This is a genomic window from Shewanella sp. KX20019, assembly GCF_016757755.1.
Classification (GTDB): domain Bacteria; phylum Pseudomonadota; class Gammaproteobacteria; order Enterobacterales; family Shewanellaceae; genus Shewanella.
The window spans coordinates 2,087,286-2,111,954 of record NZ_CP068437.1; the positions used below are offsets into that span (position 1 = coordinate 2,087,286).

At 44.1% G+C, this 24,669-nt stretch carries 26 protein-coding genes; 17 read left to right on the forward strand and 9 right to left on the reverse strand.

Annotated elements, in window-relative coordinates; translation table 11 throughout:
* Nucleotides 1–67 precede the first annotated feature (67 nt).
* The 7 genes from JK628_RS09180 (at nucleotide 68) to JK628_RS09210 (ending at nucleotide 6,932) form a co-directional block, all read left to right on the forward strand.
* Nucleotides 68–973 (forward strand): alpha/beta fold hydrolase, encoded by a 906-nt coding sequence (locus JK628_RS09180; protein WP_202289184.1) that lies wholly within the window; start codon nucleotides 68–70, stop codon nucleotides 971–973.
* A 5-nt stretch (nucleotides 974–978) separates the two neighbouring features.
* Nucleotides 979–2,685, forward strand: coding sequence for an olefin beta-lactone synthetase (gene oleC, locus JK628_RS09185; RefSeq protein WP_202289185.1), 1,707 nt, complete (start codon nucleotides 979–981; stop codon nucleotides 2,683–2,685).
* A 6-nt stretch (nucleotides 2,686–2,691) separates the two neighbouring features.
* On the forward strand, nucleotides 2,692–3,798 hold the full coding sequence (gene oleD / locus JK628_RS09190) for a 2-alkyl-3-oxoalkanoate reductase (RefSeq protein WP_237524175.1): 1,107 nt from the start codon (nucleotides 2,692–2,694) through the stop codon (nucleotides 3,796–3,798).
* Nucleotides 3,799–3,846: 48 nt separating this feature from the next.
* The gene (locus JK628_RS09195) at nucleotides 3,847–4,251 is read left to right on the forward strand and encodes a GFA family protein (RefSeq protein ID WP_202289186.1); all 405 of its coding nucleotides are present in this window, start codon (nucleotides 3,847–3,849) and stop codon (nucleotides 4,249–4,251) included.
* Nucleotides 4,252–4,294: 43 nt separating this feature from the next.
* Nucleotides 4,295–4,738 (forward strand): hypothetical protein, encoded by a 444-nt coding sequence (locus JK628_RS09200; RefSeq protein WP_202289187.1) that lies wholly within the window; start codon nucleotides 4,295–4,297, stop codon nucleotides 4,736–4,738.
* A 33-nt stretch (nucleotides 4,739–4,771) separates the two neighbouring features.
* Complete coding sequence (locus JK628_RS23450; protein ID WP_272931652.1) at nucleotides 4,772–4,897, forward strand: hypothetical protein; 126 nt, start codon at nucleotides 4,772–4,774, stop codon at nucleotides 4,895–4,897.
* Between the two features lie 457 nt (nucleotides 4,898–5,354).
* Nucleotides 5,355–6,932, forward strand: a complete 1,578-nt coding sequence (locus JK628_RS09210) for a BCCT family transporter (protein ID WP_202289188.1) — start codon at nucleotides 5,355–5,357, stop codon at nucleotides 6,930–6,932.
* A gap of 125 nt (nucleotides 6,933–7,057) precedes the next feature.
* Here JK628_RS09210 and JK628_RS09215 read toward each other — a convergent pair whose 3' ends face one another.
* Both JK628_RS09215 and JK628_RS09220 read right to left on the reverse strand, forming a co-directional pair.
* Nucleotides 7,058–7,774: a 3'-5' exonuclease gene (locus JK628_RS09215; RefSeq protein ID WP_202289189.1), complete on the reverse strand. Its 717-nt coding sequence runs from the start codon at nucleotides 7,772–7,774 to the stop codon at nucleotides 7,058–7,060.
* Nucleotides 7,775–7,777: 3 nt separating this feature from the next.
* On the reverse strand, nucleotides 7,778–9,661 hold the full coding sequence (locus JK628_RS09220) for a DUF294 nucleotidyltransferase-like domain-containing protein (RefSeq protein WP_202289190.1): 1,884 nt from the start codon (nucleotides 9,659–9,661) through the stop codon (nucleotides 7,778–7,780).
* A 322-nt stretch (nucleotides 9,662–9,983) separates the two neighbouring features.
* On the opposite strand from JK628_RS09220, the gene JK628_RS09225 reads away from it, so the two are divergent.
* Together JK628_RS09225 and JK628_RS09230 are read left to right on the forward strand one after the other, a co-directional pair.
* Complete coding sequence (locus tag JK628_RS09225; RefSeq protein ID WP_202289191.1) at nucleotides 9,984–10,901, forward strand: M14 family metallopeptidase; 918 nt, start codon at nucleotides 9,984–9,986, stop codon at nucleotides 10,899–10,901.
* A 9-nt stretch (nucleotides 10,902–10,910) separates the two neighbouring features.
* Nucleotides 10,911–11,309 carry a GNAT family N-acetyltransferase gene (locus JK628_RS09230; RefSeq protein ID WP_202289192.1) on the forward strand — a complete coding sequence of 133 codons (399 nt, stop codon included), beginning with the start codon at nucleotides 10,911–10,913 and terminating at the stop codon, nucleotides 11,307–11,309.
* 160 nt (nucleotides 11,310–11,469) lie between these two features.
* Here the strand turns inward: JK628_RS09230 and JK628_RS09235 are convergent, their stop codons facing one another.
* Complete coding sequence (locus JK628_RS09235) at nucleotides 11,470–12,354, reverse strand: LysR family transcriptional regulator (RefSeq protein ID WP_202289193.1); 885 nt, start codon at nucleotides 12,352–12,354, stop codon at nucleotides 11,470–11,472.
* Between the two features lie 131 nt (nucleotides 12,355–12,485).
* Between JK628_RS09235 and JK628_RS09240 the strand changes: the two genes are divergently transcribed.
* Nucleotides 12,486–12,794, forward strand: a complete 309-nt coding sequence (locus JK628_RS09240) for a monooxygenase (RefSeq protein ID WP_202289194.1) — start codon at nucleotides 12,486–12,488, stop codon at nucleotides 12,792–12,794.
* A 21-nt stretch (nucleotides 12,795–12,815) separates the two neighbouring features.
* Entirely contained in the window at nucleotides 12,816–13,190 is a 375-nt protein-coding gene (locus JK628_RS09245; protein ID WP_237524176.1) for a hypothetical protein, read from the forward strand.
* A gap of 65 nt (nucleotides 13,191–13,255) precedes the next feature.
* Here JK628_RS09245 and JK628_RS09250 read toward each other — a convergent pair whose 3' ends face one another.
* A complete protein-coding gene (locus JK628_RS09250; RefSeq protein WP_202289195.1) occupies nucleotides 13,256–13,813 on the reverse strand; it encodes a VOC family protein in 558 nt (185 codons plus the stop codon).
* 47 nt (nucleotides 13,814–13,860) lie between these two features.
* Entirely contained in the window at nucleotides 13,861–14,364 is a 504-nt protein-coding gene (locus JK628_RS09255) for a L,D-transpeptidase family protein (RefSeq protein WP_202289196.1), read from the reverse strand.
* A 199-nt stretch (nucleotides 14,365–14,563) separates the two neighbouring features.
* Between JK628_RS09255 and JK628_RS09260 the strand changes: the two genes are divergently transcribed.
* Both JK628_RS09260 and JK628_RS09265 read left to right on the forward strand, forming a co-directional pair.
* On the forward strand, nucleotides 14,564–15,397 hold the full coding sequence (locus JK628_RS09260) for an ion transporter (protein ID WP_202289197.1): 834 nt from the start codon (nucleotides 14,564–14,566) through the stop codon (nucleotides 15,395–15,397).
* Nucleotides 15,398–15,497: 100 nt separating this feature from the next.
* Nucleotides 15,498–17,030 (forward strand): MATE family efflux transporter, encoded by a 1,533-nt coding sequence (locus JK628_RS09265; protein ID WP_202289198.1) that lies wholly within the window; start codon nucleotides 15,498–15,500, stop codon nucleotides 17,028–17,030.
* Nucleotides 17,031–17,075: 45 nt separating this feature from the next.
* On the opposite strand, the gene JK628_RS09270 is transcribed toward JK628_RS09265, so the two are convergent.
* Nucleotides 17,076–17,291: a DUF2986 domain-containing protein gene (locus JK628_RS09270; RefSeq protein WP_202289199.1), complete on the reverse strand. Its 216-nt coding sequence runs from the start codon at nucleotides 17,289–17,291 to the stop codon at nucleotides 17,076–17,078.
* A gap of 347 nt (nucleotides 17,292–17,638) precedes the next feature.
* On the opposite strand from JK628_RS09270, the gene yqfB reads away from it, so the two are divergent.
* The 4 genes from yqfB (at nucleotide 17,639) to JK628_RS09290 (ending at nucleotide 23,165) form a co-directional block, all read left to right on the forward strand.
* Nucleotides 17,639–17,944, forward strand: a complete 306-nt coding sequence (gene yqfB / locus JK628_RS09275) for a N(4)-acetylcytidine aminohydrolase (RefSeq protein WP_202289200.1) — start codon at nucleotides 17,639–17,641, stop codon at nucleotides 17,942–17,944.
* A 132-nt stretch (nucleotides 17,945–18,076) separates the two neighbouring features.
* Nucleotides 18,077–18,718, forward strand: a complete 642-nt coding sequence (locus JK628_RS09280) for a TetR/AcrR family transcriptional regulator (protein WP_237524177.1) — start codon at nucleotides 18,077–18,079, stop codon at nucleotides 18,716–18,718.
* Complete coding sequence (locus JK628_RS09285; protein WP_202289201.1) at nucleotides 18,718–20,058, forward strand: efflux RND transporter periplasmic adaptor subunit; 1,341 nt, start codon at nucleotides 18,718–18,720, stop codon at nucleotides 20,056–20,058. Before JK628_RS09280 ends, JK628_RS09285 begins: the two co-directional genes overlap by 1 nt.
* A complete protein-coding gene (locus JK628_RS09290) occupies nucleotides 20,055–23,165 on the forward strand; it encodes an efflux RND transporter permease subunit (RefSeq protein WP_202289202.1) in 3,111 nt (1,036 codons plus the stop codon). The genes JK628_RS09285 and JK628_RS09290 overlap by 4 nt, the downstream gene beginning before the upstream one ends.
* A 120-nt stretch (nucleotides 23,166–23,285) precedes the next feature.
* Here the strand turns inward: JK628_RS09290 and JK628_RS09295 are convergent, their stop codons facing one another.
* The 3 genes from JK628_RS09295 to JK628_RS09305 form a co-directional block, all read right to left on the reverse strand.
* Nucleotides 23,286–23,711 carry a hypothetical protein gene (locus JK628_RS09295; RefSeq protein ID WP_202289203.1) on the reverse strand — a complete coding sequence of 142 codons (426 nt, stop codon included), beginning with the start codon at nucleotides 23,709–23,711 and terminating at the stop codon, nucleotides 23,286–23,288.
* 241 nt (nucleotides 23,712–23,952) lie between these two features.
* Nucleotides 23,953–24,396 (reverse strand): GFA family protein, encoded by a 444-nt coding sequence (locus tag JK628_RS09300; RefSeq protein WP_237524178.1) that lies wholly within the window; start codon nucleotides 24,394–24,396, stop codon nucleotides 23,953–23,955.
* Nucleotides 24,397–24,499: 103 nt separating this feature from the next.
* On the reverse strand, nucleotides 24,500–24,643 hold the full coding sequence (locus JK628_RS09305) for a GFA family protein (RefSeq protein WP_443019999.1): 144 nt from the start codon (nucleotides 24,641–24,643) through the stop codon (nucleotides 24,500–24,502).
* Nucleotides 24,644–24,669: the final 26 nt, after the last annotated feature.

Here is a 24,669-nt window from a genome sequence, read left to right on the forward strand (position 1 = left end):
TACCCTTACGCCTTTATTACGCATCATCGCTTATACATAGCCCAGCATAAAAATTATAGGAAGCGTCATGTTAGACACTCTGCACCCATTTAAACGTAATTATTTAGATAGAAACGGCAATAAACTTCAGTACGTGAATGAAGGTTCTGGCGAACCTGTGGTTATGGTTCACGGAAATCCAAGTTGGTCGTTTTACTATCGTAATCTGATTAGCGCGTTAAGCGGTAAGCATCAATGTATTGTGCCTGACCATATTGGTTGTGGCCTTTCTGATAAGCCTGATGATAGCTGCTATGATTACACCTTAAAAAGCCGCATAGATGACCTTGAAGCACTGCTTGAGCATCTAGACGTTAAAGAGAATATTACTCTAGTCGTCCACGACTGGGGCGGCATGATAGGTATGGGCTATGCAGCTCGTTATCCAGAGCGCATAAAGCGTTTAGTTATTCTCAACACGGGTGCGTTTCATCTTCCTAAGACAAAACCTTTCCCATGGGCACTTTCAATCTGCCGCAATACCTTTGTTGGTACTTGCTTAGTGCGTGGCTTTAATGCTTTTGCATCGGCAGCATCTTATGTAGGTGTAAAGCGTAAGCCTATGCATAAAGACATTCGTGCAGCTTACGTTGCACCATTTAACTCTTGGGCCAATCGTATCTCTACCTTACGTTTTGTGCAGGATATTCCGTTAAAGCCAGGCGATCGTAATTACGACATGGTGTCAGATATTGCCGCAAGCCTAGATAAGTTTGCCAAAGTACCTACCGTCATTTGCTGGGGACTGCAGGATTTCGTATTTGATAAGCACTTTTTAGCTGAATGGAAACAACGAATGCCTCATGCTCAAGTGCATGAGTTTGCAGATTGTGGCCACTATATTCTGGAAGATGCCTCTGATGAAGTCATTGCGCATATCAGCACTTTTATTGATGAAAATAGTATTGAAGTAGTACAAGACTCGGTGGCGTAAATATCATGACAAGTCCGCTTGAGAGTAAGCACGTTGCTGCAAACCTTTGTCGCCATCTTGTCGACGCTGCCAACAACATTCCTGACTCTCTTGCGGTTGCTGTACAACACTCAAGTGGTCAGGCTGTTGAGTGCTTAAGCTATGAAGAGATGGACTTTCAAACGCTTAATGCAAAAAGTGACCAAATCGCTGCCGCACTGATAAAATTTGGCCTCACGCCGGGCATGAAAGCCGTGCTGATGGTGACCCCCAGTATCGACTTCTTCTGTTTGACCTTTGCCCTGTTTAAAGCGGGCATTATTCCTATTTTGGTCGATCCTGGGATGGGGGTTAAAAACCTCAAACAGTGTTTTATTGAAGCCGACCCCGATGTGTTTATTGGCATCCCTAAAGCACATATTGCCAGACGATTATTTGGTTGGGGCAAGCACAGCGTTAAACACCTGATCACTGTCGGTGGCGGCAAGCTGGTAAATAAGTTCACCGGCGCGATAAACCTCGAGAAAATCGTTAGTAAGGTCAGTGACGACCAAGCTTTTAAACTGCAGTGGTTGGCAGATGATGCCATGGCGGCCATTTTGTTTACCAGCGGCAGTACCGGCACACCCAAAGGCGTGGTTTACTCTCACAAAATGTTTGAAGCGCAAATTAGTGCCCTTAAGCATGACTATGCCATTAAACCAGGTGAGCGTGACTTAGCCACTTTTCCGCTATTTTCATTATTTGGCCCCGCGTTGGGGATGGCGTCTATTGTGCCAGATATGGATGCCAGTAAGCCTATCACCGCTAATCCCGATTTTATCTTTGCTGCGATTGAAAAGTACCAATGTAGCAATATGTTTGTTAACCCGGCATTGATAGAACGATTGGGCCAAGCGGGAAGTCATAGCAAGCATCACTTAAGCAGCATTAAGCGAGTGATCTCGGCGGGCGCGCCTGCCACTATCTCATCGATTAAGCGTTTTAGCAGCATGCTCAATGATGATGTTGAGGTGCTCAACTCATACGGTGCGACAGAATCCTTACCGTTAAGTAAAATCGGTAGCCAAGCACTGTTTAATACCATCGATGTGACAGATAACGGCGGTGGTATTTGTGTTGGCACTGCTATTGGCGGCGTTGAGCTCGCCATTATTGATATCGATGAACAACCGATCAAAGAATGGTCTGAGAAATTAAAGCTTTCGGCCAATCAAATTGGTGAAATTGTAGTAAAAGGGCCGATGGTCAGCCGTACTTATTATCACAGAGAAACTGCGACCTTAGCTGCCAAAATTAACGATGGCACTGCAACTCGCCACCGAATGGGTGACTTGGGTTACCTTGATGATAAGGGCTTATTGTGGATGTGCGGCCGCAAGGCACACCGTGTCGATGCGATAACGGCCGATAACAGCATGCAGCGTTACTACTCTATCCCATGTGAGCGAATTTTTAATACCCACCCCGAGATAAAGCGCAGTGCGCTGGTGGGCGTGGTGATTGCGGGTAAGCTAACACCGCTGGTCTGTATCGAGCTTAATCAGGCTGTGGCTTGTTCAAAGTCGGCTATCTTGTATGCGCAGCTGCGAGAGCTTGCTGGGCAACATAGCCAAACGCAGGGGATTGAGCGCTTCTTAATTCATGCTGACTTCCCGGTTGATATTCGTCATAACGCCAAAATATTTAGAGAGAAACTGGCCGTTTGGGCGCAGAAACAGATCAAGGAATAGTTGATTGTGTTTGACAATAATTCGTTAGTCCCCCCTTTAACTGATTTTGCCGCGCTAGAACAAGCGGCGCTGCTCAATTTAAAATCCCATGCATCACACGCGTTTGTTACAGGCGCAGGCGGTTTTTTAGGTAAAGCCATTTGTGAGCGCTTGTTGGCCGTTGGGATCGAAGTGACAGGCTTTGCTCGTGGTGATTATCCCTCGCTTTCAGCAATGGGCGTTAACATGATAAAGGGCGACCTTGCTGATGAGGCGGCAGTGTGTGCGGCCATGCAAGGCTGCGATATTGTATTTCATGTAGCCTCCAAAGCAGGTGTTTGGGGCAGTAAGCTGAGCTATTTCTCGCCTAACGTTGATGGGGCTCGTTATATCATCAACGCGTGTAAACAATCTAATATCAGCAAGCTTATCTATACCAGTACGCCTAGCGTGACGTTTGCAGGTCTTGATGAAAATGGCTGTGATGAATCGGCGCCTTATGCAGAGCATTATCTGAACTTTTATGGTGAATCAAAAGCCGTTGCTGAAAAGATGATGATAGCCGCTAGCGGTGATAAAACTGCGGCAGGGCAAGTGTTGCAAACAGTGTCGTTACGACCGCACCTTATTTGGGGCCCTGGGGATCCGCATTTAGTGCCACGGGTACTGGAGCGTGCTCAAGCCGGGCGCTTAAAGTTGGTGGGTAAGAAAGACAAACTGGTCGATACCATTTATGTTGGCAACGCCGCTTTTGCGCATATCCTGGCAGCTGAGCGATTATGCGCTGCAAGTGCGCAAAGTTTGCAGGCACCGTGTGCAGGCAAAGCTTACTATTTGAGTAATGACGAACCCATTACCATGGCTGAGATGCTCAATAAAATCCTCGATTGTAAAGGGTTACCCAATGTCAGTAAGCGGGTACCCACCTCTATAGCCTATGGTGTTGGGGTGGTACTGGAAACCATTTACCGTTTGTTGGCTAAATCGGAAGAACCAATAATGACCCGCTTTGTGGCAAGACAGCTCTCGACCAGTCACTACTTTGATATCAGTGCCGCTAAACGCGATCTTGGTTACAGCGCTATTGTGAGTATTGATGAAGGTATGCAACGACTCAAAAAGTCGCTAAGTTAGAGCTAACTGCGTCATTAAAATTTAGATTGAAACTCAAGGAGTGGAGTTATGCAAACAGCCAGCTGTAATTGTGGAAAATTATCTCTATCTGTTAGCGGTGAGCCTATTCGAGTATCAGTGTGTCATTGCCATGCTTGCCAAAAGCGCACCGGCAGTGCCTTTGGGGTTCAAGCACGTTATGCATTAAACCAAGTCGCTTTTAATGGGGAGAGTCATCACTATCAACGTGTAGGTGATGAAGGCGCAGTGATCACTTTTCAATTTTGTCCCAATTGTGGCGGTAACCTGTGGTTTACCATGGATCTCATGCCAGATGTGGTGGCGATCCCACTGGGTAACTTTGCCGATGACGACGTATCAAAACAGCAGTTAGCCGCGCCAACCGTCTCTGTTTATCAAGAACGTTGCCACGATTGGGTAAAGCTTGAAGGCATAGAAGAGGTATATGATTAATTTGTTGGCGCATTTTTGTTATCTTTAATTGTACGGAGTAGAAATGAAACCATTAGAGAGCAAGATGATGTTATTTTTCTCCGCATGGCTATTACTAGCATTTCCGCTGAGCGCAGCACACAACCCTTTTATTGGCAGCTGGTCACTGGTGTCGGGTAAGTACCTCGATGGCAAGGGAGAGTGGGTAAATTACGGTGACTTAAAACTGAGTGCAATTAAGGTGATTTCTGCTAGCCACTTTAGTTTCACCACCATGAAAAATATAGGTACTGAAGCCGAACCAAAATCAGAGTTTTGGGCTGCAGGTACTGGCCGCTATAAATATACCGAAACTGAATATACCGAGTATCCAGAGTTCAATTCGTTTGGTGTAAAACCTAATACCCCATTTACCTTCTTTTATGAGATCTCTGAGGATAAGTGGCAAACGAGGCGTATTGAAGATGGCGTACTGAAAGAGCAAGAGTTATGGATAAAATTGGACTGAGTCGCATCGATTGAATGAATAAGGAAATACAACATGAGTCGTAAACCAGAGCGAGATATTGAGAAAGGCTACACCAATGCTGAATTTGCTGCAAAATTAAGGCGTTTGGCTGATTCGTTAGAGTCAGGTGAAAAGTTTGAAATACAGATAGCGGGGTAAGGGTCTATGTTCCGGTTCGTGCCGAATATACCGTCGAACACGAACGTAGTGATGACGAAGAGGAGATAGAGTTTCAAATAAAGTGGTCGCCAAAATAACTGTTATACAGTTTTTAAAGTCTCGATAATGTAAGTTTTGTATTGAGGAGGAACTCTTCGATAACGTTGCTTTTAGTTTATCTAGATTACTGAATCTACGGTATAGCTGTCTCGCTATTTTTGTGTGAGCGGCTAAATTCCGAAGCAGTAAAATTCCCCTTATTTATATCCCTTCAATTTGGATCTCTGAGTAAATACATTTAGCAATCTCGCTAGGTATTTTAAGCAGTAATTTCTAAACTAAAGTCTGGAAGGAGACATGAAACGTGAATGCTTTAGGCATTAGGCTGCAAGTTGCCGTCAAATAACGTAAAATAGATGTACATTATTCGAATGAAAGTTGTTCTAAATGAGGATCAATGAATACTAGAAAAGATAAATACAGTATTGATAATACTGACTATACAGTCGGACAAGATAATATTCAAAAATGGGGTTTTGATGTACACAATCCTGTTTTTGGGATCAGCGCAGCCTTAATTGGACTCTTCTTAATCGCTATATTGCTGGTCGACCCTGAAACATCTAAGTCCGTATTAGACGGCATAAAATGGCAGATCATCGGCGCTTTTGATGGTTTATTTATGTGGTCCGCCAATATTTTTGTGCTGTTTTGTTTGGCTATGATTGTCTCTCCCTATGGAAAAATACGTTTAGGCGGTGCTGAAGCAAAAACCGATTACTCGATGATGTCATGGGTGGCAATGTTATTTGCTGCTGGCATGGGTATTGGATTAATGTTTTGGGGAGTGGCTGAACCCGTTGCCTACTTTACCGGCTGGTACGAAACACCGCTTAATGTAGAGCCTAACACGGCTGAAGCGGCTAAGCTGGCGCTTGGCGCGACAATGTTCCACTGGGGACTTCACCCATGGGCAATTTATGGTGTGGTGTCACTGTCGTTAGCATTTTTCGCTTACAATAAAGGCCTACCACTTTCCATGCGTTCGGTTTTTTACCCTATCTTAGGCGATCGTACTTGGGGCTGGCCAGGGCATGTTGTTGACATTTTAGCGGTGCTTGCAACATTGTTTGGTCTTGCGACTTCTCTTGGATTAGGTGCTCAACAAGCTGCGAGTGGTTTTCACCATGTGTTCGGCATTGATAACGGCTTAATGCTGCAAATAGCCATCATATTTATAGTGACTTTACTGGCCATTGTGTCGGTCATCCGTGGTATAGATGGCGGTGTAAAGATCATCAGTAATGTCAATATGCTATTGGCGCTGGCGTTAGTGTTGTTTGTTATCTTGGTTAGTTTTGCAGTATCCATGGGAACCATTCCAGTCACTGTCATGGGGTACATTGAAAATATAATTCCATTAAGCAATCCAATTGGCCGAGAAGATGAAGCTTGGATGCATGGTTGGACTGTTTTCTATTGGGCTTGGTGGATATCATGGTCTCCTTTTGTCGGCATGTTTATTGCACGTATTTCACGTGGACGTACTATTCGTGAGTTCATGACGGCAGTATTGATTGTGCCTACTGTGGTAACGACTCTGTGGATGTCAGTATTTGGTGGAGTAGCGATTGATCAAATTGTTAATAAAGTCGGAACGCTTGGCGAAAAAGGGTTAACCGAAGTGCCACTTGCAATGTTCCAGATGTTTGATGCATTGCCAATGGGCAGCATTTTGTCTCTACTTGCTATTGTATTGGTGCTGGTCTTCTTTGTGACTTCATCAGACTCGGGTTCACTGGTTATCGATAGCATCACCTCTGGTGGTAAAGTCGATGCACCTGTACCTCAGCGTGTATTCTGGGCATTTATCGAAGGCGCGATTGCTGCAGGTCTTGTTTGGGTGGGGGGCTCAGAAGCCATTGAAGCCTTGCAAGCGGGTGCGATTTCAACTGCCTTGCCATTTACCATTATTTTATTGGTGATGTGCGTCAGTTTGATAATGGGGCTACGAACAGAAAAACGTCCTCGTTAATCTGCTGAACCGTTAGCTAAAAAATAGGGCCGAGTGACGCAGTATTTATAGACTGCGCCACTCGGCTTTTTTATTGCTCACTTTAAATAATGCCAATCGTTATAATCAAGATTTTAAATCTAAGGCTACAACCAAAGCTTCTTGATAGGCGTGTCTGGGCTAAAGTGATGATGAATTTGCGCTTGTAATAACTCAGCGGTAGCAATGGCGTCGGTCAAGGCGTCGTGTGGCGGATAGGTTGGTAGATTATAACGGCTACGACTATTGGCCAGTCGAATCGATTCTGTACGGGGAGTTCTAAACCAGTCTATAAATTTTTTCGGACGGGCCTGTTGAATATCAGCTTCAATTTGCATGGTGTCAATAACGGGAAAAACAATGCCTTCGTTGATTAAGCTTCTAAGCGCCGCATCAAAGAAATCACGTTCAATTCTACGGTAATGCACTACTACAATTTTACCTGCCAGTTCATCTAATAGCTGTTCTAAGATCCGCAGCAGATCCGGTGCACCTTTCAGATCAGAGTGAGTTATACCATGGATGATGATTGAATCTTCTTGCAGCTTATCTTCTGGTGTTATGAACCAGTGTTTAGCCTGTCTACAAGCTATTCTTTGCAGGGTAAATGGGACTAAACCAATGCTTATAATGCTATTTTGATTTGCATCTAGACCTGTTGTTTCAAAGTCTAAGGCGACAAAATCAATATCTTTAAGTTTAATTTCTTCATGGTAGGTACTGGCATCATAAAAGTTAGTCAGGCGGCTATCTTTACTTTCTTGCGCTTTAATTTGCAAAAATGCTTGCCAATTTAATACATCTTGATTACTGAAATCACGCATTGTTTACCCTTGCATGCTGTTGGCACTGTAGCGAAATTTTAAAAAGTTTTGCGCACTGCTCAATACCAAAAAGGCATCTTTTAGGTTACGCCTTTCAAAATCAGACATGTTCTCTGGCTCAATATTATTATCTGGTTCTTGGTTAGACTCGATGTCTAACCCTTGATGGCGAATACGAACCAAAGAGATAAATTCCATCGCATGTTGCAGATCTTTACCTTTTGAGGGCGGTAGGATCCCCGCTTCAATAATGTCTTCTAAGCGATCAAATGAGTTCTGCGATTGTGAACCAATAGCCAAGGCATGCACACGAATGAGATCTGCTAGCGGCGCTGTACCACGTCTTTTTAAATTGATGGAGTTATTATGACGACCATCTTTTTCCATCACAAAGTCCTTAAAAAAGCCAAGGGGTGGGGTACGGTTTAGTGCGTTTCTAGCAAGGCAAGCTAAGAAGCGGTTGTTCTTTTTGGCTTTTCTCAGGATAAAAGCGTTCAGTTGTTCTGCCCATTTTTGTCTACCATACACACCGTAGAGATCAAAAAAGATAGAACTGTTTAGTAGTGCTTGTGGGTTTGGGTTATCAATCCAGTCAGCGAAGCACTCCTCCCATTGGGATTGTGTTTTTCGGAACTCTGGGTTAGTCGCCATGATGTCACCGGTGCAATAGGTATAGCCACACGCTGCTAAGCCATCGCACACGTAAGTGGCAAGCTCTCTAAAGTAATCGCCATGCAGAGACTCTTGGTACTGGTTATCGAGAATAATCGCGTTGTCTTGGTCGGTAACAATCAGCTGTTCATCACGTGCCATAGAACCTAATGCTAAGAAACAGTAGGGCACCGGTGGCTCACCCAGCTTCTCCTCTGCTAATTCGAGCAAGCGCTGTTTAAAGCTACGTCCAATTTCTGACATGGCACGACCGACCATGTGTGAGTTGGCATCTTCATTGATCATGCGCACAAAACAGTCTTTGAGTTGATGCGACAGCATGATTAAATCTTCAATACTGTTCTGCTGAAAAATACTGCTGACAATCAATAAGCTGTTCTGAGACTCATAACGAATGATATCGGTGACTTCAATTAAGCCAATCGGCTGTTTGTTTTTTAATATGGGCAGGTGGAGCACGTTATAGCGCAGCATTAACAGCATGGCTTCAAAAATATAGGCGTTGTGATCCAGCGAGATAAGCTCAGTCGACATGATCTCATCTACTCGGGTGTTAACATCTAAGCCTTGTGCGACCACTTTTGCGCACAGATCGCGCTCTGTAATGATGCCTACAAAGCTATTACCGCCTTCATCGGCGAGGTTTGGATCATTGATGAGTGCGGCCGAGACATTCTCTTCGGACATGATTTTTGCCACGTTTTGAATCGTGGTACTGGTGGGGAGCATCACAGGCTCACCACTGAGTAAGGTCTTTACCTTTGAAGTAGTCAGAGAGTTGGCATCGTCGCTATTATCTTCTACGGCTTGCTGTAATCGAATACTGCCTTCGACTTCAACAAAGTCGGCAAAGGCGTCATAGCGTTCACAAAAATCTTCAAAGATAGTTGCTGGAATGCAGTATAACAGGGTGTCTTTAAGTGACTTAGTAGGGAAGCGCACTTTATTATTAGTCAGTAGCCCCATCTGCCCAAATAATCCCCCTTGGTCGAGGCGATTATAGAGCTCACCAGTACGGCGATATATTTCAACGGCACCACTGCGGATCATAAACAGATCGTGTATTTTATCGGTAAAGCTGATGATCATATTGTCAGCTCGGTAGTACGAGATCTCGACACTTTTTGATATTTCGATTAACGCTTCTTCAGGCAGTTGATCGAAAGGGGGGTATTGGCGGATAAAGTTACGAATTTCAAGTAGCTCGACTTCCATGATTCGCTCGATATTGATGATGGTTGGAATATATTATTAATATTATATGGCATCTACGGCATATATACCCGCTCTACCTGAAGATGCAGGGTTTAGTGGGATTTTAGCTCGGTTATTGCTGTTTAACTAACACCCTCCTTGATGCTTGCATTAGGCTAAAAGCAATAAGCCTGCCTACACTAATCCGCCTAGAATTGAGCTAACACTTTATTTACAATAAAGATTAAATTAACTAAATGATGATTGAAATTCGGCAGGGTGATGTTTATGCTTCAGCAGCACTGAATACGATATAAAGACCATGCGAATAAAAGGAAAATTGATGAACTCTCCACAACGTTACCCTATAGGTTCACCAGGACAGAAATGGAACGATGCTGACAAATCCGCTTGGCTTGCTATGCAGTCTGTTAAGCGCTCATATCAAGAGCAAGTACTCAGTAAAGTGCTAGCGTTAGGTGAGCAATTTACCTTGGAGCAATATGGGGCGCTGTCGTGTGATGAGGCTCGTTATCCCTTATACGCACTAAAGAGCCGTGATTGGCAGTCAAGCAAACCCATTATTTTGGTCACTGGTGGCGTACATGGTTACGAGACTAGCGGCGTACAGGGGGCTATTCGTTTTATGGAGACAAAAGCACTCGCTTACGCCGAGCATTTTAATATTGTGCTTATCCCCTGTGTAAGCCCTTGGGGCTATGAGACCATTAACCGCTGGAATCCTAGTGCTATTGATCCAAATCGCTCCTTCTATCAAGATAGCCCTGCTGAAGAGTCTGCCGCTTTACTGGCGTACTTAGCCCCGATTAATGCTGATATTTTTGCGCATATCGATCTACACGAAACTACCGATAGCGACAATAGCGAGTTCAGACCCGCGTTAGCGGCAAGAGATGCTGTGGTGCATGATAACTGGAATATTCCCGACGGATTCTATCTCGTTGGAGATACAATTAATCCGCAAACAGCATTTCAAAAGGCGATGATTTCGGAAGTGGAGCTAGTGACGCATATTGCCCCTGCCGATGACGGTGGCAAGTTGATTGGTGTTGAATTGGCGCAGTTTGGCGTGATCAATTACGCCACTAAGGCGTTGGGGTTGTGTGCAGGGTTAAGTGGCGCAAAATATGTCTCTACTACCGAAGTCTATCCCGATAGTCCGCTGGTGGACGGTGAGAACTGTATTATCGCACAAGTTGCTGCCATCACCGGTGGATTGGATTACTTATTGAGTTTATAGAGACATAAAATGGAACATCAACTGATCGAGACTGTGGTGAGTGCTGCGGATTTTGTGCGCTTAAGGGATATTGCAGGCTTATCGCCACGGACTTTTGCGGCGGCACAGCAAGGCCTACCCAATAGCTTGTTTGGCGTACAGATTTGTATCGCAGGGCAAACAATTGCTATGGGACGTGTAGTCGGTGATGGCGCTCTGAATTTTGAGATTGTCGATATCGCGGTTGATCCTGCCTACCAAGGTCAAGGGTTTGGACGGGTTATCATGCAGCGCATTATGGATTACTTGGATAGAGCTGCTTTCAAAGGAGCTTACATTACCTTGATGGCTGATGTACCAGAGCTTTACAGCAAGTTTGGTTTCAAATTAAGCCGCCCGGCGAGTGAAGGGATGTTTATCATTAAATAATGCTAACAGGCAACAACAAGGCTAGCTGTTAACAATAGCTCTATCATTAGTTTAAATAGCAGTTGATGAACAGTGCTTTAAACCTATGTAACATCTTGAATGTAATCTACTATTCAAGATGTTGTGGTTTTATTAGTTTTTGGGCTGGTAGGCAATAGTCTTAAATTCTCTTATCTGCAGAGGCAAGCATGAGTTGATACAGCGCTAGAGCAGCAGGTCCTGTTTTTGCGCCTTTAGGTAGGGTCAGATGCAAAGGGACTTGATATCGATTCGAATGCTCAACGTTAAGGATCAACATCTCTTTATCATTATGTTTATCGATAATGTGTTTCGGTAAACGGCAATAACCTAATCCCTGTTTGGTTGCTTGCCAGGCATGATCAAAATTATCGACTGTAATGCGCTGGCTAGACTTTAGCCAGCCAGCATCTTGTTTGGTTTCATCCCCTAAGTCACGGAGGACAATTTGCCGACTGGCATTTAAATCCGCTAAGCACGGATTAAGTTTTTTCGCTAAAGGGTGATGTAGGCTCACAACGGGCAACATGCTTACCATACCAAAGGTGTCTGACGGATGATTGGTGATCGGCAAGGTGATAATGGAAATATCGCTACTTTCTGTGCGCACCATGCTGGTTGTTTTTGACAGTGATGTTTCAACGACTTGAATCGATGTGGTGTTGTTTCTCGCTAAAAATTCAGCCATAGGTTGATACAACCATTGCCTGTCGCATAGGTGATCAATGCCAATTACTATTTCAGACTCCAGGCCACGTGTGAGTTGATTACTCATATCTTCAAGCACTTTGGCTTGCTCTAACATCGAGTGAGCCCTTCGCAGTAGTGACTTGCCATCTTCAGTAAGTACCGCTCTACGCGCTTCAACTTTCAGCAGCTGCACGCCGAGTTGTCTTTCAAGCTTCTTTATCGCGTATATAAGCGTTGTATGGCTTTTGTTGAGCTTAGATGCAGCGGCTTGAATGCTACCGCACCTATCGATTTCAACTAGTGTTAGCCACTGCTCTAAGGTTGTTTTTAATCTCATCGGTCTAATTTACTCACATATATACACAGTATTATGAACTTTTCTGTCAATTTTTTATAGGTATTATGGCATACACCGCAAGGGAGCAGAGCATGCTCATTGCTAATTATTGACAATTTATTTGGAGAACGATGATGAAAAAATTACTACAGGTTGATTTTGACTATACAGGCCCATTTGGCGAAGAGATGGCAAAGCAGTTATCAGGCCTTGCTGAATCGATAAATAATGAGCCAGGAATGATTTGGAAGATCTGGACTGAAGACCAAACTGCTCAACTGGGTGGTGGCATCTATCTTTTTGAAGATGAGACCACCGCAGCGGCATATTTGAAAATGCATGTTGCACGTTTAACTAAGATGGGAATAGAGAATATCCGAGGCCAAATATTTACCGTAAACCCATTACTTTCCAGCATAAACAATGCGCCTATCACTTAAGCTGGTAATGGAGACAATATTATGATGAGCAACAGAACATTTTTAACGGCCCATGGGGCCATTTATGCGGTATTCGCATTGGCTTTATTCTTTATCCCGGCCTTAATGTGGCCGATGTATGGAGTGGACATCAATGACCAGTACGCCTATTTCCTATCTCAGCATACTAGTATTTTCTTAGGCGGTATTGCTGTCATCTGCTGGATGCTAAGAGATATTGAAGCAGGCATTATCGCGAACAAACTCTTTAGCGCATTATTGATCACTAACTTATTAGGTGTTGTTATCACTGTTTATGCGGGCATTACTGGGATCTTCGTCGGGCTTGGCTGGAGCGACCCTGCATTCTTTGCTTTAATGTCAGTGTTTAGTTATTTACAGTTTAAGAAAGGCTAGTACTTGCAGTAAATGCGATAGGTATTGAAGATAAAAACAGCAACTCAATGTTGCTGTTTTTCTATCTAAGCTTCCGATGCGATGACGGCTTTAATACCGTGGGGGTGAACTTTAACGCACAGACCATTTTTCTTAAAGGCGATGGTTGGATTAGCGAGTCGTTCTTTATCGCCCTTTGGTGAACTTTGCTTCACCTTAATATCGGTTTCACCAGCGATGATACCTGCCAATGCAGGTACTGCATTAATAAGTTGCTGGCTCAATGGTCCACAATCAATAGCATCGCACTTAAATACCAGTTCAACATGCTCCCAGCCCTCTTGTGGATATGTTTTCTCACCAGGATAGGGCAGTTCAACGCAATCAATAGCGCTGTTATTTAACATTAGTGGCGAATCAAGCTCAATAATGAGTATGGGTCTGCCATTGATCATGTTGTCAGAGATAATGTTACCGTGTTTTACAAATTGACTGCGGAGCTCATCTGCACCTTGCGGCGTATTGACACGTAAAGCGCAGTGGTCGCATTCCAGATTAAGTTTGTCTAAACCCAGTTCAGTGATGAAGGCGGCAATTGCCTGACTGAAACTCGGCCAACTTTGGTTTAATTGTTCGTATGTCATAAGGGGTCCTGATAACAGCCCGCCAGAGTCGATAACAGAATCGACGCTTAAGGCCAGATCTCGATGGGAGTACCAGCGTCAATGGCACGCCATAATTCATCCATTTCCGTATTGGTCACAGCGATACAACCATCGGTCCAATTGTAATTTTGCGCCTCTTTTGGACTAAGGTTGGAGTTGGGGTTCTCACCATGGATCATGATATGTCCTCCCGGCTGAATACCTAAAGCATCCGCACGTAATTTGTCTTCATCATTAGGGTAGGAGATATGAATTGAGCGATAGTAGGCACTGTCTAACTTTTTGTAATCCAGTAGGTAACGACCTTCAGGTGTGCGTTGGTCGCCCTCTGTTAGTTTATGCCCTACCGGATTATCGCCCATCGCTATTCGATAGGTTTTAAATATTTCACCTTGGCTTAATAAGGATAAACTCGCTGTTGATTTGGTGACGATGACTAAGTCGGCTTTGTTGCTAGCCAGTGCTAGACTCGGAATTAGGCTACACAGAAGCAGTGTTAGTTTTAATATCGAGAAACAGAAAAAACGCATGTATAACCCTGAGCGTAATGCCCTTAGCTTGTGAATCATTTAGCTTATGTTACCTGAAAAACATCTAATTGTTGATGTATCGGCTTAAGATTATTTTTGAGCTCTGGTTGTTTGCGTGTCACACTATACCCATCCCACCTGAAGACGCAGAATTTCAGAGGGAATTTACAGTACTTTATTGCAAGGAACAGCGGTTAAAATGGTAAAAGAAACGGACACGGAAAGTTTATTTAAGCTTAAGCTTCGTCGAATAATTTTTGGCACCGACACTCCAGCGGGTCGCTTCTTCGATATCAGTTTGATTGTCTGTATTATCCTGAGTGTCATGCTCGTTTTTCTTGATACCGTTGCCCATATCCATGACAAATATGGTGACATTATCATTATATTGGAGTGGTGCTTTACCGCTATCTTTACAGCGGAATATCTACTGCGTTTGTATTGCTCTGCCAGCCCTTTGAGCTACGCTAAAAGCTTCTATGGGGTAGTTGACCTATTATCTGTGCTTCCCACTTACTTAGCCTTAGTTTTTCCTGGTGCAAATTTCACCATGGTGATCCGCGTGCTAAGACTGTTTAGAATATTTAGAGTGTTCAAATTATTACGCTACTTAAGTGAAGGTAATATACTGCTACGAGCTATGATGCAATCGAGTCGTAAAGTGTTTATCTTTTTCTTTTCGGTTAGTTTAATCGTCGTAGTGTTAAGTTCAATCATGTATGTTGTCGAAGGCCCAAATAATGGCTTTAGTTCTATTCCAAAATCCATTTACTGGACCATAGTGACGATTACTACTGTGGGCTATGGCGATATTACCCCCGCGACGAACTTAGGGCAGGCCATTGCTGCATTTACTATGTTACTAGGCTACTCCATTATTGCTATCCCAACCGGTATTTTAACCGCCGAAATATCGCAAGAGATAGGGAAGCACAGAGATCTACGCCGTTGCAGTAATTGTTTGAAGGTCGGTCACGAAAGCGGCGCATTGTATTGTGATAAATGTGGTAGTGAACTTGAAACGGACATTTAGTGTTGCTTGAGTTAAGCAGATTTCGCCGATGACACTCAAATAAAGTTGCCTTAGATTAGAATGATAACGCATTAAAATTAACCACAGATTAAGAGGTTTTATGGCTGTTGCCAAGTTTGTACAAGGATCGATTCTGCGTCATATACTAGTGATGAGTTCAACGGCCGCCGTTGGCATATCGGCGCTGTTTGTGGTCGATTTAATGGATATCTTTTTCCTAAGTTTATTAGGTGAGCAGGAGCTTGCCGCAGCCGTGGGTTATGCTGGCACTATCTCATTTTTTACCACCTCTATTGGTATTGGATTATCCATTGCATTAGGCGCATTAGTGTCCCGCGCTATTGGCGCAAAAGAAACAGAAAAAGCCAAGCGGTTATTGCTTAATAGCGCGGTGGTGACACTACTCATCAGCGTCGTTGTTGCTATCTGTGTGTTCGTTTTTATTCCTGAGCTACTGGCTTTGGTGGGCGCAACAGGAAAAACTGCCGAGTTAGCCGCGGGTTACCTCTATATTTTGGTGCCTTCATTGCCGTTAATTTGTTTAGCTATGGCGCTCGGCAGTGCGTTAAGAGCCGTTGGCGATGCAAAGCTGTCGATGATCTCAACCTTGGTTGGTGGTGGCGTTAACGCCGTTTTTGACCCTATATTTATCTTTATGTTTGCTATGGGCATAGAAGGTGCCGCCGTTGCTTCAGTTTTAGCGCGTTTAGCGGTATTGGTCGTGGCTGCGAAAGGGGTTATTGTTAAGCACAATCTATTTGGTCGCTTTAATAAAGAGCATTTTATTGCCGACTTGACGCCAATTTTTGCGATAGCTGGGCCTGCAATGCTAACCAATGTTGCCACTCCAATAGGTAATGCTGTTGTGACCCGTGCGATTGCAGATTTTGGTGACAGTTATGTGGCAGGTTGGGCCGTTTTAGGGCGCTTGATCCCGGTATCATTCGGTATGATTTTCGCACTTTCTGGCGCTGTAGGCCCGATTGTTGGACAAAATTATGGTGCGATGGAGTTTGGCCGGGTGAAAGAGTCATTAACCCGTGCTATCCAGTTCTGTTGTGTCTATGTATTAGTGGTTTCGGTACTATTGTTTTTCAGCCGCAATTTCATCGTGAGTGTGTTTGACATGAAAGGTGATGCAGCTGAGTTAATACTGTTTTTCTGCAGTTATATCGCGGTATTTTTCATCTTCTCAGGGGTATTGTTTGTTGCCAATGCGTCGTTTAATAACTTAGGTAAGGCGAAGTATTCGACACTGTTTAATGTGGGTAAAGCAACGATAGGGACTATCCCATTTGTGTATTTCGGGGCTCTGTGGGGCGGCGTTTACGGAGTACTTATTGGTCAGGCGGTTGGTTCCATTATCTTCGGTGTGCTTGGTGTGCTGGTGGCTTATCGCTTAGTAGAGAGTGTAAGAGGGGCTGAAAGACAGATTGGCACCAATGGCGTGCCTAAAACGGCTGTAATCGAGGTCACAAGTGAGTTTGATGAGGAGCTGAGCTTAAGCAGCCAAAGCCCATTGTCTTCTTCATGTGCAAATATGGCCATGGTGACAGAAGAGCAAGATTGCGAAGCAAGTAATGAAATCGCTGAGCTTATTGGTGTGAAAGGCGAAGGGCCATCAAACAAATAAGCTCAATAATGACTGCTCAATAACATTACTTAAACAGCTGGCTAATTAGCTAGCTGGAGTTGTGTCTACATCGCTAGCATCGATAGAAACTTCAGCCTCGGTAGCAGTTTTTGCTGCAAGTTCTTCAGCTTCAAGTTTAGCTAAGTTCTCAGCGCGTTCGGCCTTAGATACGTATTTTTTGATCGTAGGCGGAGTGTGCTTATTTAGACGAGCCTTGGCACGCTTAGCCGTCATTTTGATCATTTTCTGTTTTTTGTTCATGTGTTCTCTACGATACGTCAATCTAAGACAAGCTTAGCGCAATGCGCGCAGCTTGAAATCGGAAGCGGATTTTACCCTAAAGCTAACCGCTACGCCACTGTACTATCCCCAATTCCTCTACTATAGGGCTAATTTTTAGATATTCAATAGGTATTCAGCATGCATCTATGTATGTTTTCTAGTGGATAGAAGCGCTTCGAGTTTAGCCTGTTTCACCCTGTTGTCGCCATTTTGTGAGCAGTGATTAAACGACATCGTTGTGACCTTGCTAAAATAAACAAACTATTACGGCTGAAACCGCGAAGCAAGATCTAAGGCGGTTACCGATACATTTGAGTAGAGACTAAATGCAAACGATTACTTTTTTTGAACGTTTTGAAGATGACATTCTCGCAGGTCGAAAGACAGTGACTTTAAGAGATAAAAGCGAGTCTTACTTTGAAGCAGGGCAAACGGTCAATGTGGCTAATTTAGACTGCGGTACATGTTACGGCCAGTTACACATCACCAGTGTCGCTTGGGTTAAGTTTGATGACTTAAATGAGCTGCATGCAAAGCAAGAGAATATGTCGCTAAACGAGTTAAAAAGCTTAATCCGCGAGATCTACCCAGAGATAGAAGCGCTTTATCAAATCAATTTTCAATTGTTATAACCGTTTAATGACCTCATCTTAGCTGCATAGATGAGGTCGAGCTAGGTGCATACGTTATTCGAAAACGTAATTTTTGAATAACGATAAACCATGCAAATCTTGTATTGAGCAAGTAGACTTAGTGTTATTCAAGTGAATAACACTAAGTTAATGCCGATGACAGACTCCAAAAGTGAAGCTAGAACAGCCACTCAAGTGCGAGAGAGCCTTCTTGGCGCTGCTCGCAGCTGTTTTCTCTCCTCAAACTACGACAAGGTGAGTATTCGCCAAATAGCCGATGAAGCCGGCGTAAACATGGCGATGATCCGTTACTATTTTGGCAATAAGCTCGGCTTGTTTGAAGCCATGATGATAGAGCATATTGAGCCTGTATTAGCTCGTAGCAAGCAGTTGCAAAGTGTTGATCCTAAATTTAGAGTCGCGGATATCATCAACGACTTTCACCAGACCATGAGTCAGACACCCGATTTCCCGCGCTTTTTGTTTAGATTAATGAATTCAGACGGTTCAATAGAGGCCAAAGAGGTGGTATTTCGTTTATTTACTCCGCTGGCAAACCTAATTCCTATGCCGAAACCATTGTTAGAGAAGTGCTCAGGTACTGATCCTATGCTGGTTAAAATGTCGATGATGAGTCTAATGATATTTCCCTACATCATTCCGGCACCTATGGCCGAACTGCATGGTTTTAAGCTCGACAAAGAGTTCTACACAAATTTGACACAACACAATATAAAACTGCTAGAGCAAGGTTTATTTGGAGAGCAAGAGTGATGGATGTAATTAAAGGTAAGCGTTGGTACTTTTTTCCTGCTGTTGCTGTGGGAGTTGTCACGTTATTTGCAGTCATAATGTTTAAGGGGCATCCGCCCTTAGAGGTGCAGTCAGAGCCGAGTAAATTGGTTGATGTTATCCCACTAAATAAAAGCTCTATCGTCGCTCAAGTCGATGCGTTTGGTCGGGTAACACCAAAGGTGCAGTGGCAACTGCTGCCTGAAGTCGGTGGCAAAATAATTTATAAGCACCCTGATCTAGCGGTTGGAAAAATGATCCCCGAAGGCACATTACTATTATCGATAGATCCGCTCGACTATCAGATCCGTTTAGCGCAAGCCCAAGCCGATCGTAAAGCATTAGAGGGTCAATTGATTGGTAAAGCATTGCAACTTGAGAATCTTAAGTTATCACTTGATATTGAGATCAATCGATTAGAGCTGGTTAAATCTGATCTCAAACGTAAAGAGAGTTTAAGAAAGCAGAATTTAATCTCTCAATCTGAACTTGATGGAGAGCGTCAAAATGTGCTGGCTCAGAAGCAAAAGATCCAAGATTTAAACAACAATATCAATTTAATGCCAAATGAGACTGATGTACTACAAGCTCAATTATTGCAAGCAGTTGCAAGAGAGGAAGAGTCGCAAAGTCAGCTTGATAAAACTGAAATTCGTCAACCGTTTGAAGGTCGTGTTTCCGAGGTTAATGTCGAGAACAGTCAAGTTGTTTCACCGCAACAAGTATTGGCTAGAATCAATGGCACCGAGATCATGGAGGTAGAGGCGCAGTTATCACTCGCGGATCTCATGACATTAATGAAAACGATCGATAAACCCGCTATTTTCAACAAGCAACTCCCCAATGCTGAAGCGCTTGGATTAACTGCTGAGATCACTCTTAAAAGTGCTGCTTATGTCTTTAAATGGCCTGCCAAAATAAGCCGTATTGGTGAAACGGTTGATCCTACACTGGCAACCGTCAGTGTGGTTTTACAAGTTGAACAACAATATCGAGATCTCAAGATTGGCCAGTCACCGCCGTTAGTCAACGGCATGTTCGTCAGTGCGCGTATTAAAGGCGCGGCAAAAGACTACTGGATGGTATCTGAGCGTGCCTTGCATGGCGACAAGCTGTATTTAATGGACGGTGATAATAGATTGCAACTAATTGATGTACAGGTTTTATTTCGTCAGGAGGGGCAGGCTGCAGTGCAAGGCGAACTTAATGAGAATATGCAGCTTGTATTGACCGATATTATTCCTGCAGTCGCTGGATTGGCGTTGCGTAGTCATACAACCGATGGTGATGATTCAAGTAAAAATGGGGAGCCAGCGTTGTGATTGCCTTTTTTGTCCGTCATCCAACGGCAACCCACTTGTTGATGTTGGCGCTTATCATTCTTGGGATAAAAGCTTTACCCGAGTTAAAGCGTGAAACATTTCCTGAATTTTCGCCAAATTACATCAGTGCTCGAGTGGTGTTACCTGGCGCCTCACCACAAGACGTTGAAGAGAATCTTTGCTTACGAATGGAAGATGCGATCGACAGTCTTGGGAGTATTGTTGAAACCAAATGTGACGCATTAGAGGGCGTTGCCCAGATGACGTTAAAGCTGGATGATAAAGCTGATTTAGGGCGCTACCTAGTTGATGTTCAAACCAAGATATCATCAATAAAAGATTTTCCGGCGGAGATTGAACCGCCCATTGTTGAGGAGTTTAATTTTAATGAGCCGATCATCGATATCGCACTGTCAGCATCAACGAGTAAACCGGAGCTGAAAGCCTATGCTGAAGATTTTAAACGGCGATTAAAGCTTGATACCAGTATCCGTCAGGTTGAAATCGCAGGATTTTCTCAACATCAGCTACTGGTCGAGATCTCGCTTGATGCACTCAAGCGTTTAGGAATGACTGTGGCCGATGTTGCCAGTCAGATTGAACAACAAAATGTGCAGTTGCCTAGTGGTACGCTGGAGACCGTCAGTAAGAATATTTTAATAAGATTTGATCAGCGAGAAGTTGAAGTCGATAAACTCGCTGATATCGTGATCCGCTCTAATGCCGATGGCGGAGTGGTACGTTTGCGAGATGTCGCCAAACTGACCGATAGGTTTGAGTTAGATGAAGATCATGTGCGTTTTGATGGCGAACCCGCAGCAATTTTGACCGTGTTTAAAAATAAATCACAGGACTCTCTGCGCCTAAAAGAGGAGGTGATGGACTTTTTAGAGGCAGAAAAGTTACGCATACCAGATGGGGTCAATATCAGTACGTCCAATGATATGAGCTCGTTACTGTGGGATCGTCTTACCATGCTGCTCAAAAATGGCTGGCAAGGAGTGTTGCTGGTCTTTCTATGTATGTGGTTGTTTTTTAGCTTTCGCTATTCGTTTTGGGTGGCTATGGGTCTACCTGTTGCCTTTATGGGCAGCCTATTTTTTATGGCTCAAGTGGGTTTGACTATTAACATTATGACTCTGGTGGCCTTTCTGATGGCTATCGGGATCATGATGGATGATGCCATCGTTATAGCCGAATCGATTGCATCGCATATAGAGCGAGGGCTAGATAAAACAGAAGCGGTGATCCAAGGGGTTAAGCGAGTGTTGCCAGGGGTTATCTCCTCCTTTTTAACCACAGTGTTTATCTTTTCGAGTATCGCTTTTATGGAAGGCGATATGGGTAAGGTACTCAGAGTTGTTCCACAAACATTGTTGCTTATTTTAACAGTTAGTTTGGTAGAGGCGTTTTTGGTTCTGCCGAATCATTTGGCCCATGCTGCGAAAGGGAAGGATCGTGAAACCAGTCGCTTTAAAGCCGAGTTTAATCGCCGTTTCGAGCACTTTAGAACCGTCAACCTCGTTGCCGCCGTGGAGTGGGTTATTGCTTGGCGCTATGCATTTATGGGCGCGGTCATTAGTTTGTTGTTGCTATCGGTATCGTTAGCGGCGGGTGGAATGGTTAAGTTTATTGCATTTCCGGAGCTTGATGGCGATGTTGTTGAGGCGCGAATTATTTTGCCACCAGGCTCTACACTCGCACAAACAGACCGTGTGGTTGCTAAGATAGTCAGCGCTGCGCAGCTGCTAAATGAAAAGTACAGCAAAAACGAAGATGGTCAGCAGTTAATACAGCATATTACGCAGCGGTTTAACTTTAATAGCGATGCCAATGAGAGCGGGGCACATGTCGCGACGGTTAAGGTTGACCTTCTCAGTGCAGAAGTTCGGAGAACACTGATTAACACCTTTATCCGCGAATGGGAGCAAGGTGTGGGTGAGTTAGCAGATCCCATCGCTATAGTGTACAAGCAGCCGTCAATGGGGCCAGCGGGCCGCGCGATAGACATACGCCTTCGTGGAGATGACTTGCATCAGCTTAAATTGGCGTCAATTGATGTGCAGCAGTATATTGGCGGTTTCAATGGCGTATCGGGTGTGATGGACAGCATGCGCCCTGGCAAGTCTGAAATCTTAATGACGTTAAAGCCCGGTGCTGAAGCTTTTGGGGTCAATGGCATGATGCTAGCGAGCCAATTGCGCGGTGCTTATTTTCATCACACCGCTGAATATATTCAAGTGGGACCTGAGAGTATACGGATTGATGTGCAGCTCGATAAGAGTGATGCAGCAAAACTAGAGAATCTGGCCAACTTTCCGATCACTCTGAATGCTACTGGTGAACAAGTGCCACTATCAGCAGTGGCTGATTTTGCTTGGCAGCGTAATTACGTCAAAATTTCACGTTTAGACGGCATGCGCTTTGTGACCATCACTGGTGAAGTCGATACTCACCTTGCCAATGCAGGGGAGATTAACAACGCATTTCAAGAGGAACTACTGCCCCAATTACTTAAGCGCTACCCTGAGGTGCGGGTGAGTTTTGAAGGTGAAGTCAAGGAAAGTGCAACCACGCAAAACTCTATGGTTTCAGGATTCATTCTGGGGCTATTGGGGGTATTTGCTATTTTGAGTTTGCAGTTTAAAAGCTACCTTGAGCCACTCGTGGTGATGGCCGTGATCCCGCTTGGGCTTATTGGTGTTTTCTGGGGCCATTTGCTGCTGGGCTTTTCCATGAGTATGCCATCGATAATGGGCTTTGTTGCATTGGCCGGTGTGGTGGTGAATGACTCTATATTGCTAGTGCAATATATTCGATTTCATGTAGAGGAGGGACAATCTGTGCATGAAGCTGTAGTGAGTGCTAGTAAAGAGCGCTTTAGAGCGGTGTTTATTACGTCGCTGACTACAGCGGCAGGTATGTTGCCCTTGCTACTTGAAACCAGTATTCAGGCGCAAGTATTACAGCCTTTAGTCATCTCTATGGTATTTGGTATTTTTGCCTCGACCGCGCTGGTGTTATTTATGGTGCCGGCCTGTTACGCAATACTCGAAGATTTTGGCAAAGTGAGTTTTAGTAATAAAAATAATGAGCTAAAAGCATAAAACTGTATAGCACAGCATGAAGGGCTTCAATTGAAGCCCTTTAGTGTTTGAGTCTAAATCAGCTTAGATGCTGAACTCAACATACAAAACGTTAACATGTTGGTAGCGGAGCCGGGTCGATTACGAGTCGAATCTGGCTATATCCTTCTCTGTAGCACCCTCTTTGCACTCGCCTCTAATACTGCCACGGTCATATTGAATGGAGCGGCTGATCTCGATATAACCCTCTCGGCAATAACCTGTCATTGCGATTGTCTGGCTAAGTCCATGCTCAATTTTCTGAGTCCAAGCGGTTAAATCCGGTGCCTGATAACGCTTTTTTGAGCGTTTCTTTTGTGATGCTCGTTGTTCATGGGGAAGCGGAATTTGCTGAGCATTACTACTTTGCACCAGCTTAGCGCGATAGGTGAATAACTTTAAGCCATTATTTTTAATATCAGTTTTAAATGAATCAGTGAGCTGACCAACGAACTCTTCAGGCACTATTTCGCTAGTACCACTGCAGGCGGATAGTAATAAAATTAACAGTAGCGGGTATTTTTTCATTATTGTTTTTATGTTAATAATTGGTTTCTGTAGCTCAGCATAACGTATATTTAATCAAGTTAGCAGGGCTTTAAACTGTTTTACATTAGGCTTTCCACATTAGGTCGCTGGAAGGTGAGATCTACTGATACGGAATTTTTCGTCACACTAGTTAAGAGTATTGATCTAAGCCTCAATGTCACAGGGCTGCCCTCATTGTCTTATTGGCGTTTTTATAGGCTGTTCAGGCTTTTGCTGCAGTTTAGGTTTTCGACTGAGGGTATCTAGTGCAACTGTCACTTAGACTGAGCCACGTTAACTGACTGTCGGTGTGAATATGGTAGCTGGGTTGAACTGTGTTTGGCGTATCAAGGGAGACAATGGCTAAGGTGAGGTAATCGGGATAACGAGTATCTCTAAAGGTTAATGCTGAGCCGCAGTGGTGGCAAAAACCACGTCGAACACATTCTGACGATTGAAACTCAGTGACAGAGCCCGATAACCAATTGACCTCCTCGATATTGAAATCCATCCAAGCACCTAATACCAATTGCATTAAGTATGTAGTCAATTCAGAAGCGCTCACGCTTTTCAATTCAATGCGCATTGACGAGAGAATGGTTATTCCCTTGTAAGTCAATGCAAAGCAGAAGTGGAATGCATGAGCGCTTCCCGCAGGGTGGCTGACGTTTAAAGCAAATGGCAAAGCCCTGTATGCTGCGCCGAAAACTCTCGATATAGAATAACTATTAGCTTCATGTTTCCGACTTGCCTTCAGCGCTTTGAATTCCCACTGAATGAACAGATACTTAATGCAATTGGTATAACACCGAACCTGTGCTCTGCTGACATTGGCGACAGTGACAAAAATCTGCTGCAAAGGGTTTTGCAGTTAACTGATAGCGTATTGCGCCGCAAAGGCATCCGCCTCGTTGTAGGATATCTGTTGCCATCAATCGCCCCCATTGCTCATTATCAT